At 61.1% G+C, this 14,579-nt stretch carries 10 protein-coding genes; 4 read left to right on the top strand and 6 right to left on the bottom strand.

The window, feature by feature from the left end; translation table 11 throughout:
- Nucleotides 1-4: 4 nt before the first annotated feature.
- Nucleotides 5-2,224: a phosphoketolase family protein gene (locus tag BLP65_RS10420; RefSeq protein WP_092996528.1), complete on the bottom strand. Its 2,220-nt coding sequence runs from the start codon at nucleotides 2,222-2,224 to the stop codon at nucleotides 5-7.
- Nucleotides 2,225-2,616: 392 nt separating this feature from the next.
- Here BLP65_RS10420 and BLP65_RS10415 point away from each other — a divergent pair, with 392 nt between their 5' ends.
- Entirely contained in the window at nucleotides 2,617-3,375 is a 759-nt protein-coding gene (locus BLP65_RS10415) for an IclR family transcriptional regulator (RefSeq protein ID WP_092996525.1), read from the top strand.
- Nucleotides 3,376-3,816: 441 nt separating this feature from the next.
- Nucleotides 3,817-5,088 carry a TlpA family protein disulfide reductase gene (locus tag BLP65_RS10410; protein ID WP_092996522.1) on the top strand — a complete coding sequence of 424 codons (1,272 nt, stop codon included), beginning with the start codon at nucleotides 3,817-3,819 and terminating at the stop codon, nucleotides 5,086-5,088.
- Nucleotides 5,089-5,142: 54 nt separating this feature from the next.
- On the opposite strand, the gene BLP65_RS10405 is transcribed toward BLP65_RS10410, so the two are convergent.
- Entirely contained in the window at nucleotides 5,143-6,246 is a 1,104-nt protein-coding gene (locus tag BLP65_RS10405; protein WP_092996519.1) for a PstS family phosphate ABC transporter substrate-binding protein, read from the bottom strand.
- Between the two features lie 229 nt (nucleotides 6,247-6,475).
- Between BLP65_RS10405 and BLP65_RS10400 the strand changes: the two genes are divergently transcribed.
- Nucleotides 6,476-7,237: an ion transporter gene (locus BLP65_RS10400; RefSeq protein ID WP_092997104.1), complete on the top strand. Its 762-nt coding sequence runs from the start codon at nucleotides 6,476-6,478 to the stop codon at nucleotides 7,235-7,237.
- 230 nt (nucleotides 7,238-7,467) lie between these two features.
- On the opposite strand, the gene BLP65_RS10395 is transcribed toward BLP65_RS10400, so the two are convergent.
- Nucleotides 7,468-8,262, bottom strand: a complete 795-nt coding sequence (locus BLP65_RS10395) for a M48 family metallopeptidase (protein ID WP_092996516.1) — start codon at nucleotides 8,260-8,262, stop codon at nucleotides 7,468-7,470.
- A gap of 221 nt (nucleotides 8,263-8,483) precedes the next feature.
- Between BLP65_RS10395 and BLP65_RS10390 the strand changes: the two genes are divergently transcribed.
- Entirely contained in the window at nucleotides 8,484-12,011 is a 3,528-nt protein-coding gene (locus BLP65_RS10390) for an EAL domain-containing protein (RefSeq protein WP_092996513.1), read from the top strand.
- 18 nt (nucleotides 12,012-12,029) lie between these two features.
- Here the strand turns inward: BLP65_RS10390 and BLP65_RS10385 are convergent, their stop codons facing one another.
- The 3 genes from BLP65_RS10385 to BLP65_RS10380 all read right to left on the bottom strand — a co-directional run bounded on the left by BLP65_RS10385 (nucleotide 12,030) and on the right by BLP65_RS10380 (nucleotide 14,440).
- Nucleotides 12,030-12,827 carry a DNA-formamidopyrimidine glycosylase family protein gene (locus tag BLP65_RS10385; protein WP_175452533.1) on the bottom strand — a complete coding sequence of 266 codons (798 nt, stop codon included), beginning with the start codon at nucleotides 12,825-12,827 and terminating at the stop codon, nucleotides 12,030-12,032.
- 162 nt (nucleotides 12,828-12,989) lie between these two features.
- Nucleotides 12,990-13,157: a hypothetical protein gene (locus tag BLP65_RS16950; RefSeq protein WP_175452532.1), complete on the bottom strand. Its 168-nt coding sequence runs from the start codon at nucleotides 13,155-13,157 to the stop codon at nucleotides 12,990-12,992.
- Nucleotides 13,158-13,261: 104 nt separating this feature from the next.
- On the bottom strand, nucleotides 13,262-14,440 hold the full coding sequence (locus BLP65_RS10380) for a retropepsin-like aspartic protease (protein ID WP_092996507.1): 1,179 nt from the start codon (nucleotides 14,438-14,440) through the stop codon (nucleotides 13,262-13,264).
- Nucleotides 14,441-14,579: the final 139 nt, after the last annotated feature.

Genomic DNA, 14,579 nt, shown 5'->3' with positions numbered 1-14,579 from the left:
GGTTCTACTCTTCCATCAACTGCTGGATACGGGAGGCCATGGCTTCGGCGGTGATGCCGTTGAATGCCATGATTTCACCCGGGGAGGCGGTGGTTTCTCCACGCTTCCAGGCGAAGACGTCGCGCGGCGCCCGGCTGCGCAGCATCACCGGTTCCAGGCATGCGCTGGGACCACCGGAGACACCCAGCAGTGCATCGCCAGCGAACAGTGCATTGAAGGCATCAGGCTCCATGAATTGCGAATCGGGCTCGGCCACCGTATCCCAGGCGACATCGCCCGGCCGGAACAGACGGCGGGGATTGACCACCGCCACGATGCGTACGCGATAGCCTTCGGCCTCGAGCCTGTCCCTGGCCTCGAAGATCGGCAGGAACACCATGTCGCCGGTGGCTGCGATCACCGCCACAGGGCCCGAGCCGGAGTCGCTCTCGTAGAGCGTGATGGCACCCTGTTCCATCGCCTGCCGTCCCTCCTCCAGGGTGGTGCGAACCGGCAGGGGGCTCTTGGAGGCGAAGATTGCCACGCCCTTGTTGTAGCTGTTGACGGCCCAGTCATAGGCCACCTGGATCAGGTTGGCGTCACAGGGGAACAGCGGATAGACATTGCCGTTTCGCATCATCGCGGCGAAGTAGTTCTCCACCTCGGGTCGTTGGTGGGTCCATCCGTTCCGCCCCTGCTCCAGGGCACCGGCGGTGAACATGGTGACCACCGAAGGGGTGCGACGCCGCAGTTCCGCCATGGCCTGGGTAACGGTCTGCACGATGGGCAGCCCGTTGATGGCGAAGCTTTCATAGGACAACCACAGTGAACGCGAACCGAACAGCGCAAGGCCCGCCGCAAGCCCTGCGCAGGCATCCTCGTTGAGCGGCTCGTAGACCTGACCGTCCGGCCCCTGGTTGTAGAGGTCGTCGCCGGTGGGGTGGCGGATGGTGAGCGCTTCGTTGATGTTCTTCATGGCGGAGGCTTCATTGCCGTCCGCGTTGGTTACGACAAAGCGCGAGTCGGCCTTCCCAACCGCGCCCACGAGGGCACCCATGGCGGTCGACGGCACCTGCTTGTCGCCGGTTTCGAACTCCTGGAGCGGCAACTCGCCCAGCGGTTCCAGGTCCAGAATCGACTCGGTCACCGAGGTTCGTGCCGCCGGGCCGCCGCCGGCACGTTGTAGATTGGTGCGGACCAGATCCCAGGCCCCTGTCGGCAATGCACGGCGCTGCAGCGCCTCGGCGATATGGGGTGTGTCCAGCGTATCCCCCGGATACAGGTTGTGGGATTTGGAGCCGACGGTGTGCACGCCGGTGCCTTTCATCTGTTTGATGATAAACACGGTTCGGGTCCCGCCCAGCGCCAGCTTTGCGGCACGGTCCGCCTCGCTCAGTACCGCACCGGCAAAGGCGACGCGCTGCCCGAACGAAAAGCGGCTGCTGTCCGCATAGGCGCCCTCCTGGGCGCAATCGTCAAACGCCTTGGCGTCGACCAGCACTACCTCCTCGAAACCGTGGCCGCGCCAATAGGCGGTCATCTCCGCGTTGTTCATCCGGGAGACCATGGAGTGGTGTTCCTGGCTGTAACCGTTCCAGACCAACACCGGCAGGAAATTGGTGATCTTCGGATAGGCGGTATGGAAGTGCATCATGGAGGAGAGCACATAGGGCTCGCCCATCCCGCCGTCGCCCAGGGTGAAGGGAAAGAGTTTGTTCGGATGGAGCATGGCACCGGCCATCGCGAAGTGCTGCCCCTGGCCCAGCGGACCGGCGGGGGAGAGCAGGCCGGGAATGGCGCCGGAGAGGTGACCAAGCAGTCCGTCGCGCTCACGGAAACGCTCGCACATCTGTTCGACGGTAGTGATGCCCATCTCCTCCAGGGAGCCGTCGAGAAACATGGCGCTATAGAAGCCGGGGGCGTGGTGACCGACTTCGGTGACAATATTGGTGTGGCCGAGCAGCGCCAGCGCGGCGTAGGCCTCGGCGCTGCTGGCGAAGCCGCCGGGGTGACCCGAAGCCTTCGAACCGGTCAGGTGCAGGGTCAGGTAGCGCAACGCATCGGCTGCCAGCAGGGTCTGATAGGCCGCCCGTGTGTCCTGCGGATCGGAAATGGCACTCTGGCCATCGGCAATGACGGGTTGTTGGGCATGGCGATCGAAATCGGGCCAGCTTTCACCCGAATGCTGAATACCCTGGCAAAACTTCGGGAGTCGGTGAATGGCTTCTGCTGCGACTGTGCTCATTGTTGTCTCCTGTAAGGCGCAGTTAGAAAAAAGCCGTCTAGTGGGCCATGCGGAAAATAATGTGACACTCAGAGCCCCACCAAGGAGCCAAGGCAAGGCGCACTCCGCAGGGAATGGCGAGCCCTTTACAAGGAGTGCAACGCGGCATTGGCTCCTTGGCGGGGCTCCCTCTGGGCCGTTCCACAAAGCCCATAGTCGGCGTTGCACTCGCTTGAATTAGCCCGCTAGTCCTGCGCTCGTGCGCCTTGCCTATGGGCTTTGTGGAACGGCTGAGAGTTATATTATTTTCCGCATGGCCCACCAGCTGCCGGCTCGTTTCGGTCGTCTGTGTGGATTAAGCCTAGACAGCGACTAAACTTTCACCATGTACAATCGTTTTCACGATGTGAAAAATGCCATCAAATACTTCCATTCAGGTCGTCGAACGCATCTCGCACCTGCTCGATGCCATCGTCAGCAATGACGGCCGTAGCACTCTGAAATTCCTTTCGGCCGATACTGGACTGCATCCCTCTACCGCGTTTCGGATCCTCAAATCGCTTGCCGATTACGGCTTCGTGGAGAAGGATGGCGAAGGCTATCGGATCGGAAGAAAACTCCTGCATCTCAGTCGCCATGTGCGGGGCGGGAAAGCACTCGATACCGAGGCCGAGCCGGAAATGAAGTGGCTTCGCGATGAAATCGGTGAGACGGTCAATCTCACCATCGCCCAAGGCGATGAAGTGATCTATATCGGGCGTGTTCTTTCGAAACGGATGATGCGCGTCGAGCAGATTATCGGCAGCCGCGCCCCGCTTCACGTAACGGCCGTGGGTAAGCTGATGCTTGGTGAAAGCGGAGAACAGGGCTGCCGTGCGTACGCGGCACGCAGTGGGCTCGTCGAACTGACGCACAACACCATTACCGATGTGGATACCCTGGTGCGCTGCGCCAACGAGGTAAGGGCGGCCGGCTATGCGTTGGACAACGAGGAGGCGGAGCTGGGTGTCGGCTGTATCGGGGTTCCTATTCGTGACGGCAGGGGCCAGATGGTGGCGGGGCTCTCCGTCTCCTCGCCCATCGAGCGCCGGCGTGACGAATGGATCCCGAAGGTCATTGCGGCGGGACAAAGGATTTCCGAGCGCATTGGCTCTTCCGGGGATGTCGGTTGAATCGTTTTGTGCCGTCGAGAGCTGCAACGTGAAAGCTATAACCGCAAAGGACGCAAGCACCCCCTCGCCGCGGGACGGTACGAGCAGAGCGAATCTCACCTTCCGGCGCTAACCACCTGATGGAGTTGGTTTTCACGCAGCGCCGCCTCCGCCTCGGGATGCCCTTCGATCCGTGCCCAAGCCAGGGTGCGGCCGCGGGCCGGTCCAGCTCGGCCGGGCCATCGTCAGTATCGGCTCGAACGCCGCCCATGCAGATGGCGGCCTATTGCGCCCCCATCCTGATCCTCTTCGTCGCGGGGGGGACGACAAAAAACCTTTTTCAACAAGCCCCTGGAAAAACAGAATTCAGCGGTTTTCCTGTTTACCTTCCGCACACGGCTGTGGTCCGCACGGTTCCTGTTATAAACTGCATCCCTTCGAATCTGATCTTCACGAGAGAACATGCGGTTTTATCTCTGTCTGCTTTCCCTGCTGGTGGCGCCGGTGTTTGCATCCGAGCTTGCGGAGCCGCTGTTTCTGGATACCGGCGCCGAGATCCCGATCGAGCGCTACTCCGGCGCGGATGCTGCTCATACCCGCGTCCTCTGGTTGCCTTCGGAGGAGGGCCTGCAGTCGCGGGAACTGGCTGTCGCCCGTGAACTGGCCGCCACCGGCCCGTCGGTGTGGGCCGCCGATCTTCACACCGCCTATTTCCTCGCCGCGGCGCGGACCAGCCTCGAACAGGTGCCGGTGGAGGACGTGGTGTCGCTCATCGAGGCCGCGGCAGCGGATGTGCAGCAGCTGTTCCTGTTCACTTCCGGCAGAGGCGCTGCCCTGGCGTTGCAGGCCGCCCGTGCCTGGCAGCTGGAGCACCCCGGTTCCGAACGTCTGGCGGGCGCGGTTCTGGTCCATCCGAATCTGCAGAAAGGGCTGCCGGAACCGGGGGAACCGCCCAGCTACCGCCCCGTGACCACGGCCACCAACCTGCCGATCTATCTCTTCCAGCCGGGACTCTCCGCCAAGCGCTGGCACCTTTCTGATCTCGCCCGGGGCCTCGCCTCGGGGGGGAGTGATCTCTTTCAGCACTTCCTGCCCAGTGTCAGCGACGGTTTCATGAATCGTGAGCAGCCCGATGACGCAGAGCGTGCCATGAATCAACAGATGCCGGCACTCATTGCCCGCGCCGTCAGGCTGCTTGAGCCCTATGCCGGCCCCCGCCAGGCCCCGGCCCTCGTCGGCAGCGATGATGTGGACGCCGAGGCCGGGCTGGCAGCCGGCCTGCGCCCCTATACCGGGGACCCCGCACCTCCGGAGTTGAATCTGCCGGGCCTGCAGGGGGAGACCTTTGACCTGCAGAGCTACGAGGGGCGTGTCGTACTGGTCAATTTCTGGGCGACCTGGTGTCCGCCGTGTGTGCACGAAATCCCCTCCCTGGGACGGCTGCAGGAGCAATTTGAAGAGCAGGGCTTCAGTGTTCTCGCGGTCGATGTGGGCGAAGACGAGGTGACGGTACGCCGTTTCCTCGAAAAACGGCCGGTTGCTTTTCCCGTGCTGCTCGATCTCGCCGGCGAGGCGGTCAATGCCTGGAACGTCAGCGCCTTTCCGACCAATTTTCTTATCGATGCGCAGGGACGGATCCGCTACAGCTACTATGGCGCACTGGAGTGGGATGCTCCCGAAGTGGTCGCTATCGTGAAAAAGCTGTTGGCGGAAATGCATGAGCCCGCCCGCTGAACCGCCCCGGTTCAGCGGCGCTATTCTGCAGGTCGGCTTTCAGGCCGACACGGCTCAGCGCTCCGCGGAGGGGGATGTAGCCAGCAGCACGTCTTCGGGCGTCAGGCTGATCTCCCCCCGCTGCAGTTCACTGACCGCATGCAGTGCCGAAATGGGCACCATGCCAAGCTCTGCAGCCAGGTGCTGGCCGGTCTGGCTGTAGACGAAGCGCACCAGTTCCCGCTGCAGGGCGTCAAGGGCAACTCCCGGGCGGTGATTGATATAGAGATAAAGAGGCCCGGGCGAGAGTGGATAAAGTGATTCGAACAGGTTGTCAGCGGTCGGCAGGATGGGAGTCTCACCTGTGGCGCGAATGACCGGAACCGGGGCGACGGGACCTCTGAAAGCACTTAGACTGGCGTAACCGATACCCCCGGCGGTCCTGGACACCTTGGCCACCACGGCTTCCGAATCGGGCACCCGTTCCGTCTCCGGCTGGTAATCGCTGCGATGCAGGACCTGTTGCCGGAACCACAGTTCCAGAGGGCCTCCGTCCTCCTGTCCGTACGCGCTGATGTCTCGCTGCGACCATTCCGTGCCGAGTTCGAAAGCACCCCACTTGCGGATCGGGGTGTGATCATTGCGGGGGCGATGCGAAAAGATCGCCTCCAGTTCTGCCAGTGAAATCCCGCGGTGAACCAGCGGATTGCCTTTTCGGACCACGACCACCATCGGGTCCATGGCAACGACGATTCGCTGCGGTGGATACCCCCATTCTGTTTCAAAGGCAGCCTGCTCTTCGGGATCCATGGCCTCTTTTAGCAGAGCGACGCGATGGGTCGGCCCGGCCTGCCACCAGCGCACCATAGCTTCTGGCGGTAGTTCCAGGGCGTGGACCTGGAGGCTTGCCTGCCCGTTGCTGAGCGTGGAAGCCCAGAGCTGGGCCAGCTGCAGGGTTTCCCGTTCGGTGACGATGTGCAGATTGCCCAGCTGTGGAGCGATCGCCGCTTCGTAGTGAGGGAACCGGGGATCAACCGGCGTAGGGACCGTCGTTTCCGGCAAACCTTCCCGGATGGGGAGGGTGATCGTCTCCGGTTCGACCGGTTCTTCGCACCCGGTCAGAAGCAGCAGGGCCGCCACCAGAATGCCTCCCGTCCTGCTAGTTCGATGCATGTTCATGTCACCCCTCCCTTCCGTGGAATGGGCTGTTTGCGTTAATGCTAGCACCCGGTTTCTTTTCCTCTCGACAAGAATCCCCGGACCGCGGGATCTGCATCTACGTGTACAGCGAGTGCATCGGGTAGAATTGCCGCCTATCGAAGAGGCGGAGAACTAAAACGTGAGTGAGCAGGGCCTGAGGGCCCGGGTTGGTGCCCGGGTCGAATCGGTGTTCGTACAGCGCACCATCATGACGCTGATCGCCATTAATGCGGTCACCCTGGGACTGGAGACCTCGCCGGAGGTGATGGCAGCGTTCGGTGAGGTGCTGCGCACGATCGATCATTTCGTGCTGACCATATTCGTGGCGGAGATCGGCGCCAAATTGTTTGCCAAAGGCCTGCGATTTTTCCGCGACCCCTGGAATGTCTTCGATTTCACCGTGGTGACCATTGCGCTGATACCGGCGAGCGGTCCGCTGGCGGTGCTGCGCACGCTGCGCGTGCTCCGTGTGCTGCGGCTGGTGTCGGTCATGCCCCGCTTGCGGTTTGTGGTGGAGGCGCTGCTGCGCGCGGTACCGGGGATCTCCGCCATCGGTGGTCTGATGCTGCTCCTGTTCTACGTGGCGGCGGTAATGGCGACGGGGCTCTTCGGTGCGGATTATCCGGAGTGGTTCGGCAGCGTGGGGGCCTCCATGTATTCGCTGTTCCAGATCATGACGCTGGAGAGCTGGTCGATGGGTATCGTCCGGCCGGTGATGGAGCAGTATCCCTATGCCTGGCTGTTCTTTGTGCCGTTCATACTGATCGCCACGTTCACCATGCTCAACCTCTTCATCGCCATCATCGTCGATACCATGCAGACCATGCATGAGCAGGAGATGAAGGAGGAGCACGAAGTGATCGGAGAGGTGGTCCACACCGAATCCGAGTCCATAGAGGGCGAATTGCGCGCCATGCGGCAAGAGCTGCGCGCCCTCCGGCGCGAGATCTCCATGGAAAACCGAAGCTAACCACGGGAAACGGGGGAAAACAGGCTCCTGTGGGCATCCCCCCGAATACCGTAGGATGGGGTGAGCCTGCGAACCCCATCATTGCTCGGACGGTGGTTTCTCGATGCGGTTCGCGGGGCTCACCCCATCCTACTTTCTGACAAAGCTTTGGGAGAGCGGCCGGGCGTGGTGCAGGCACAGGATCCGATGGCGAGACCGGATGAGCGTTACACCATTTTCCGCATGGACCACTAGCGCCCCGGCGGCTGGCAGTCGGGCCGGACCCCCTGGGCGCGGGCCTGCCGGTAGATCTCCATGGCGGCCGGGATTCGCGCCTGGAGATCACTCATGCGGGTCTCACCGGAAGGATGGGTGGAGAGGAACTCCGGTGGTGAACCGTTGCCCCGGGTTTCCATGCGTTGCCAGAACTTCGTGCTTTCGCGGGGATCGAAGCCGGCCCGCGCCATCAGATCCAGGCCAAAAAGGTCGGCCTCCTGCTCCTGTTTGCGCGAGAACGGGAGAATCACCCCCACCTGAGCTCCCATCCCCAACAGGGCAAAAAGCTGTTGGCGCTCGCCGCCCGCGCCGGTAATCGCCTGCAGCAGGTCCAGTCCGGTCTGGGTGGCGTATTGGGTGGAGACCCGCTCGTTCGGGTGGTCGGCCAGCACATGGGCTATCTCATGGGCGACCACTGTCGCCAGCTGGGAGGGATTTTGTGCAATATCCAGGATCCCGGTATTCACCCCCATATTGCCGCCCGGCAATGCGAAGGCATTGGGTTCCTCATCTTCGAAAACCGAGAGCTGCCACTGTTGCGGAGCAGAGGGTGGCAACTGTCGGGTAATGGCTTCGGCCACGCATTGGACATAGTTCGTGGTGGGGCCGGGTCCCGCGGTGGGCTTCTCCCTCTGGATCTCCTGGAAGGCTGTAGCACCCATCTCGGTCATTTGCGCCTCGGGCAGCAGGATGAGCTGCTGGCGGCCAAGCGGCGAGGTGGTACAGGCCACGACAAGAAAACTGACCACGATTACAGTGATTGTGCGCACGGGGTTTCTCCAGGCCTTTTAAGAGAAAGGTAGCCCCGTTTAGCGCTGTCGACATAGCGGAGCCGGGACGGAAAGCCGGAATCGCGGCAGCAGTAGCAGATGGCTTCTCTATACTCCGAAAAGAAGTGGTCGCGTTGCGGAAGGAAATCCACAGGCGCAGGGTTGCTGCCGCGAATCTTCCTGACTCGACCAACCCCCTACTCAACCGTGGCCAGAGTGCTATGAGCGAACAGAACCGGGCCAGGCCCATCTCGCTTGAGACGCGTATTCGGTCCGTTTCACGGCAGCTTGCCGATGCCGAAGGCGGATGGGTTGGAAAGTCCGGAGGAGTCGATCCCGCAGAAGCGATATCGTTGCTGGGGCTCGCCCGAAAAACCCTGAAGGCGTCCGAGGACCGGTATCAGCGATTGGTGGCTCGCGCCGGGGCCATTGTGTGCGAAGTGCAACCGGACGGGACACTGCTGTCCCTGAATGATGCGGTGGCCAAGGCCACAGGGTTTCGCCCCGCCGAACTCATCGGCCAGGCTTGGTGGGACAAGCTCTTTCCGGGGGAATACCGGCGTGGTCTGTGGCGGCTTTATCGAAGACTGTGCCGGGGCGACGTCGAGGGCTGGGAGATCCGGGTGCAGAGCAAGCATCGCACCCCGGTCGTCATCGAGTTGAGCACGGCGAATACCTACGACGGTTCACACCTGAAACTGATCTCCGCCTTTGGCATCGATGTGACCGCGGAGCGGGTTGCACAAGCGGAAGTCGACCGCATTCGCGCTGATCTGCAGGAAAAGATTTGGGAACGCACCGATGCTCTGGAGCGCATCAATGCCGAACTGCAGATCGAAATCATCGAGCGGGAGCAGTTCGAAAAGGCGCTACGAACGAGCGAGGAGAGGTTTCGCCGTGCAGTCAACAACCTCCCGGCGCTGGTGGCCCTCTACGATGCACAACTACGTATTCGGTTTATCAATACCCGTGCCCTCGAGTTGTGGGAACTATCCGAGCGCGAAGTGATTGGCAGTAGGGACGAGGAACTGTTTCCTCCTTCGGTCACTGAAAGTTATCTTCCTACCCTGCATCGCGCCCTGCGTAGCCGGCGTCCCCAGTTCGTGGAGGCGCACACGGATATTCGTGGTCAGCCATTTACCTTCGTCTTCACCTATGTGCCACTACTCGACAACAAAGGCGATATCGAGGAGTTGCTCGGTATTGCCTACGACGTGACCGAGCGCCGTCAGATCGAGGAAGACCTGCGCATTCGGCACCGCGAACTCCAGACGCTTAACCGCATCTCGGAAATCGCCTTGACTCGTCGCTCTCTGTCGGCAGCCTATAAAGACATCGCACTTGTTCTTCGGGAAACCACGGAGTTCTCCACCGTCCTTATAGAAACCTACGATGCCGAACACGACCGGCTGGTGGCGCAGGTGGTGCAGGGACTCGAGCTCTTGCAGGAGGAACGGAAGCCCGACCACACGGCGCGACAGGTGCTGCGCCAGCGGAAGATACGGGTGCAGCACCGCCAAGGGGGGAGGGGTGGTGTATTGGGGCCGGAGCTCCGGACGGTGTTGACGGTCCCGATGGTGGTCCGTGAATCCGTCGTTGGCCTAATCTCGGTTGCCGCTCTTGAGGAGATGGCGGTGGATGAGCGTCAGACGCAGTTGATGACGGTTACGGCCAACTACATCGCCGTGATGACCGATCGCCAGCGGGCCGAGGAGGCGCTGCGCGAAAGCGAGGCACAGCGGGAGCGTGCGGAGCAGTTCTCGTTGATCATGGTCGTCCGCACCGGACTCGATGGTCGCTGGCTGCGCACCACCCCGCGACTTTCGGAGTGGCTTGGCTACAGCCCGACGGAGCTGGAGAAACTGCGGGTCCAGGATGTGACACATCCGGAGGACCTCCCGCAGACCGAGGCGGCTTTCCAGCGGTTGTGGAACGGGGAGGCGCGCTCCGTTGAATATGAAAAACGGTACGTCACCAAAGACGGCCGTACCGTGTGGGCATCAGTCAACATATCGGTGGTCACCGATGGGGATGGCAAGCCATTGCACTTCCTGGCCTACATTCGCGATATCACCGAACAGAAACACACGGAAGAGGAGTTGCGGCTCGCCGCCCGGGTTTTCGAGAGTAAGGCCGAAGCCATCATGATCCTCGACACCGAAAAGTGCATCGTCAATGTCAATGGCGCCTTTTCGGAAATCACCGGTTATCGACGTGGTGAAGTGGTGGGTCGATCACCCCGGCTGCTTGACTCCGGTCGACATTCCGAAGAGTTCTTTCGTCATATGTGGGAGCATGTCGAGCACCATGGCCAGTGGCAGGGAGAACTCTGGGGGCGCCGCCGTAATGGCCAGATTTTTCCGGCCCTGCTTAACATGGGCGACGTACTGGACGAACAGGATCGCGTGATCAATTACGTGGGGATATTTCGTGACATTACCGAAATCAAGCAGAGCCAGGAACAGCTTGAACGCCTGGCCAACTACGACAGCCTTACCCGGCTTCCCAATCGAAACCTCTTTTACGACCGGCTCAAACACGGGATTGATCGTGCACGGCGGGTGAAGAAGCGGGTTGCCATTCTTTTCGTGGATCTCGACAACTTCAAGGTGATTAACGACACCCTGGGGCATGATGCCGGAGATGATCTGTTGAAAAAGGTCGCCGATCGACTGGGGCAGAGTATTCGCTCGGAAGATACGGTGGCGCGAGTGGGAGGTGATGAGTTCATCATTCTTCTGGAAGAGGTCGAGGACATCGCCTCGGTTGCCGAGACGGCTCGGCGTATCAACAGTTCGCTGTTCATGCCGATGCACCTCCATGGTGAAACGGTGGACATCACCGGAAGTATCGGTATCAGTGTCTATCCGGACGACGGTGAAGAGATCGAGGTGCTGCTCAAGAACGCCGACACGGCCATGTACGTGGCCAAGGAGGAGGGCCGCAACAACTATCGTTTTTTTACGGGCGGAATGAATCAGAAAGCCATCGAACGCCTCAGCATCGAGAGCGCACTGCGCCGGGCGTTGGAGCGCGACGAGTTTTTCCTGGTGTATCAGCCTCAAATCGAGGTCAGCACCGGTGCAGAGATCGCGCTGGAAGCGGCCATCCGCTGGAATCATCCGGAACAGGGGGTGCTCCGCCCCAATCGTTTCATGCCGGTGGCCGAGGCCAGCGGATTGATCGACGCAGTCGGGGATTGGGTTTTGCACAAGGTGTGTCAGCAGATCTTTATCTGGACCACGACCGGTGCTATCCGGCACCGGGTTGCCATCAATCTCTCTCCGCGCCAGTTTCGTCAGCCGCGCATTGCCGAAATTATCATTGCCGCCATCCATGAACACGGTATACAGCCGAACGACCTGGAACTGGAACTGACCGAGACCGCCGTCATGCAGGATCCGGAAGCGACCTTCCGGATCCTCTATACCCTCAAGGAAGCGGGCGTGCACATTACGATCGATGATTTCGGGATCGGGTACTCATCGCTCTTCTATCTGAAACGGTTTCCCATCGATAAACTGAAGCTCGACATGTCATTCGTGCACGATGTGGTGAGCGACCCGGATGATGCAGCCATTTCCAATGCCATCATTGTGATGGCCCACAGCCTCAATATCGACGTCATCGCTGAGGGCGTGGAAACCCAGGAGCAGCTGGATTTTTTCGTCAGCCATGGATGCGACGGTATGCAGGGTTTTCTGTTCAGCCCTCCGCTGCGGGTTGAGCAGATCTCGAAGGGGGGATGAGGCGCATTTCCGGGCCGGTCATTCGGGTTCGGGTTGGCGGCAGGGACAGTACCAGGCGTGGCGCCCGCTGGCTGAGATCCGCTTCGGCGTGCCGCCACAAAAAGGACACTTGGCGTTCCGCAGGCCTCGCCTCGGGATGAGAAAGTCATCGGGCATGCGTTCCGGCTCGGCTTCGGCCGCGATCGCTGCCTTGATAACCTTCTGCATGGCCTGATAGAGCGCTTTTCGCCTTGACCCTTCGAGACGGTCCAGTCTCGTCTTGGGGTGAATGCCGGCCTGAAAGAGCACTTCGTCGGAATAGACGTTGCCCAGCCCCGCCAGCAATTCCTGGTTCATGAGAAGGCCCTTTGCCGTACCGCCACGCTCTTGCAGCAGCGTTGAAAAGTCACTTTCGGAGAGGGCCGTGACGTCGGGTCCGAGTCCTTTGTTGGCAATGAATTCCTCGGGCGTTTCCGCCAGGGCGATGGCCCCCAGCTTGCGTCGGCAATTGAAGGCCAGATAGCTTCCATCCTTGAAGTACAGCACCAGGACATTGTGTTGTGGATCGGCTTCGCCGTCGTCGCCATATTCGAAATAGCCGGTCATGCCGAAGTGCAGCACCAGCCAGCCGTTTCCACCGATGTGCGCAAACAGGTACTTCCCGTGTCGGAAGGTGCCGGTCAGTGAGTGCCCCTCCAGCCGTTTCCGGAGTGAACGGGTATCGGTGTCGCCGAGCATGCGATCGGCACCCCGCAGCTCAATGTGGTCGATGACCTTGCGCATTCCGTGCGCTTCCAGATGGTGTTTGTAGACCTCGACGTCGGGCAGCTCCGGCACGATAGGTTCCCTGTGCACTTTTCCTCAAGCATAGCCCGGCGGGCGTCGATTGAGGCGGAGTTGCGAAAGAGGGGCGGAATACGGGGATTTATTACATGAACGCGCAAAAGCGATCATGGGGATAGCCGGGTGACCATCCCCTTCGGCATACTGCAGAAAAGCTCAGTAACTTCCTCCCATGCCGGCAATCGCCAGGAGGCGAATGAGCTTTTTGTCGCGCACGGCAAGCCAGGAAGGCGTTGCCTTTTCCTGCTTCTCCAGCCGGGCCAGTCGTTCCGGTTCGAGCTGACGGCGCGACTGGGGACGTTTATCTTCTCGGGATTTTGTCATTTACTTGCGTCTCCCAGGCTTTCCGGCCCTATCGGACATCGGCAGGGCTAGCGGAAACCCATCGACAATCCACAGCTATACGAGTTTCGGACAATCGCTTCGGTTTAATGTTCCCCGACATTCAGGCGCATTCTCCGAAAATCCAGAGAAAGACAGCGGCCGCGCACTGCTTCATATCCAATCATGCCGCCGACCCGGAACCCGAAACGGTGTTCCAGTCCGAAACGGGGCATGCAGACGGCCGGTGGGCTGACGATCTCACTGTCCGCCACCTGCAGCGATTCGACCCGGGTGGGGAGCACCGTGACACTCCCGCCTCCCCCCTCTCCGGTGAACGGAAAGTCGGCGATTGGAAGCTTTGCGGCTCGGGCAGCGTCCACCGAGAGTGCGGCAGCGAAACCCTGCTGACCGGTGTCCAACAGCATGGGAAGAGTCATTCGCCCATTGATCCCGGCCCGGACCAGTGGCAGAAATGCATCGGCCAGCCAGAACCGGTGGCTGTTTTCTCGCGGGGCGTTCTCCGGGCGGGAGAGGCGCAGTTCGCCGGCAGCGAAATCGGCCTCGGTAAAAAAGTGAGACAGTAGCGAAGTTCCCAGGATTCCTTCGACCCGTACGTCGTCGAACATCCGTTTGAAGGTGGCGTGAAGCGGCTGCACCTGGACCGGCAGGTTATGGAAGGAGGCCTCGCCCAGTTTCAGCTGACCCACCCGGCTGTAACGCAGTGCTGCGCTGCGTCCGCCGGCGTAGAGCGCGTTCTGAGGAGCGGATTGCCAAAGCTCCAGCTGATTCACCACTTTCTCGTCGAGAACCACCTCCTGGGAGCCGGTGTCCAGCAAAAATAGCGTCTCGCGCCCATCGATCGTTACCGGAAGCAGCGGCAGCGGCTCGAGTTTGCTGAACGGGCAGCGAACGATTTCCGGTGCATCGATCGTCAGAGGAACCTCCGAAAGCCGACGCAACGCATGGGACATCAGTTCGCTGCCGAGGGCACGAACACAGCTGGCAGCGGTTGCCAACTGGCCGCTTCGGCGATAGAGCGCAGCTGACATTTTCAGGCTTTCGGGCTCGCGGGGGAGATGACGCAGTTGCCTTTCAGCCCTGTAGTGGTTGCCCGAAATGAGGGCGACGTAAGCCAATCGGCGGCGTGCGCTGTTACCGACCAGTCGGTTGTAACGCAGCGGGCGGAAGCGGTAGGCGGCCTCGGTGAATCGGCCGCTGGTGAAAAGGGTTTCGGCCTCCTGGAGGCGCTTGATGGGGTGCTCCTCATTGAACAGTGCGGACATATCTCCTCCCTGGAACTGCGGTCTCGCGCTGGGGGCACAAGGCGGAACGTGCCCGCCGCTCAGCGCATGGAAGTGGGTCCTGCGACGAGCGGTTCGCGCTGCGTCGCTGTGGTGCCCGTCGGCTTGCTGGAACAGTGCA

The sequence above is a fragment of the Thiohalomonas denitrificans genome, from assembly GCF_900102855.1.
GTDB lineage: Bacteria > Pseudomonadota > Gammaproteobacteria > Thiohalomonadales > Thiohalomonadaceae > Thiohalomonas > Thiohalomonas denitrificans.
The sequence above is the reverse complement of the archived record's forward strand: the minus strand, read 5'-3'. Positions and strand labels throughout refer to the sequence as shown.

Excerpts from the sequence above, each read along its gene's own strand:
- BLP65_RS10380 (WP_092996507.1), bottom strand. The coding sequence starts at position 14,440 with ATGTCCGCACTGTTCAATGAGGAGCACCCCATCAAGCGCCTCCAGGAG.
- BLP65_RS10390 (WP_092996513.1), top strand. The coding sequence starts at position 8,484 with ATGAGCGAACAGAACCGGGCCAGGCCCATCTCGCTTGAGACGCGTATT.
- BLP65_RS10400 (WP_092997104.1), top strand. The coding sequence starts at position 6,476 with ATGACGCTGATCGCCATTAATGCGGTCACCCTGGGACTGGAGACCTCG.
- BLP65_RS10415 (WP_092996525.1), top strand. The coding sequence starts at position 2,617 with ATGCCATCAAATACTTCCATTCAGGTCGTCGAACGCATCTCGCACCTG.
- BLP65_RS16950 (WP_175452532.1), bottom strand. The coding sequence starts at position 13,157 with ATGACAAAATCCCGAGAAGATAAACGTCCCCAGTCGCGCCGTCAGCTC.
- BLP65_RS10410 (WP_092996522.1), top strand. The coding sequence starts at position 3,817 with ATGCGGTTTTATCTCTGTCTGCTTTCCCTGCTGGTGGCGCCGGTGTTT.
- BLP65_RS10420 (WP_092996528.1), bottom strand. The coding sequence starts at position 2,224 with ATGAGCACAGTCGCAGCAGAAGCCATTCACCGACTCCCGAAGTTTTGC.
- BLP65_RS10405 (WP_092996519.1), bottom strand. The coding sequence starts at position 6,246 with ATGAACATGCATCGAACTAGCAGGACGGGAGGCATTCTGGTGGCGGCC.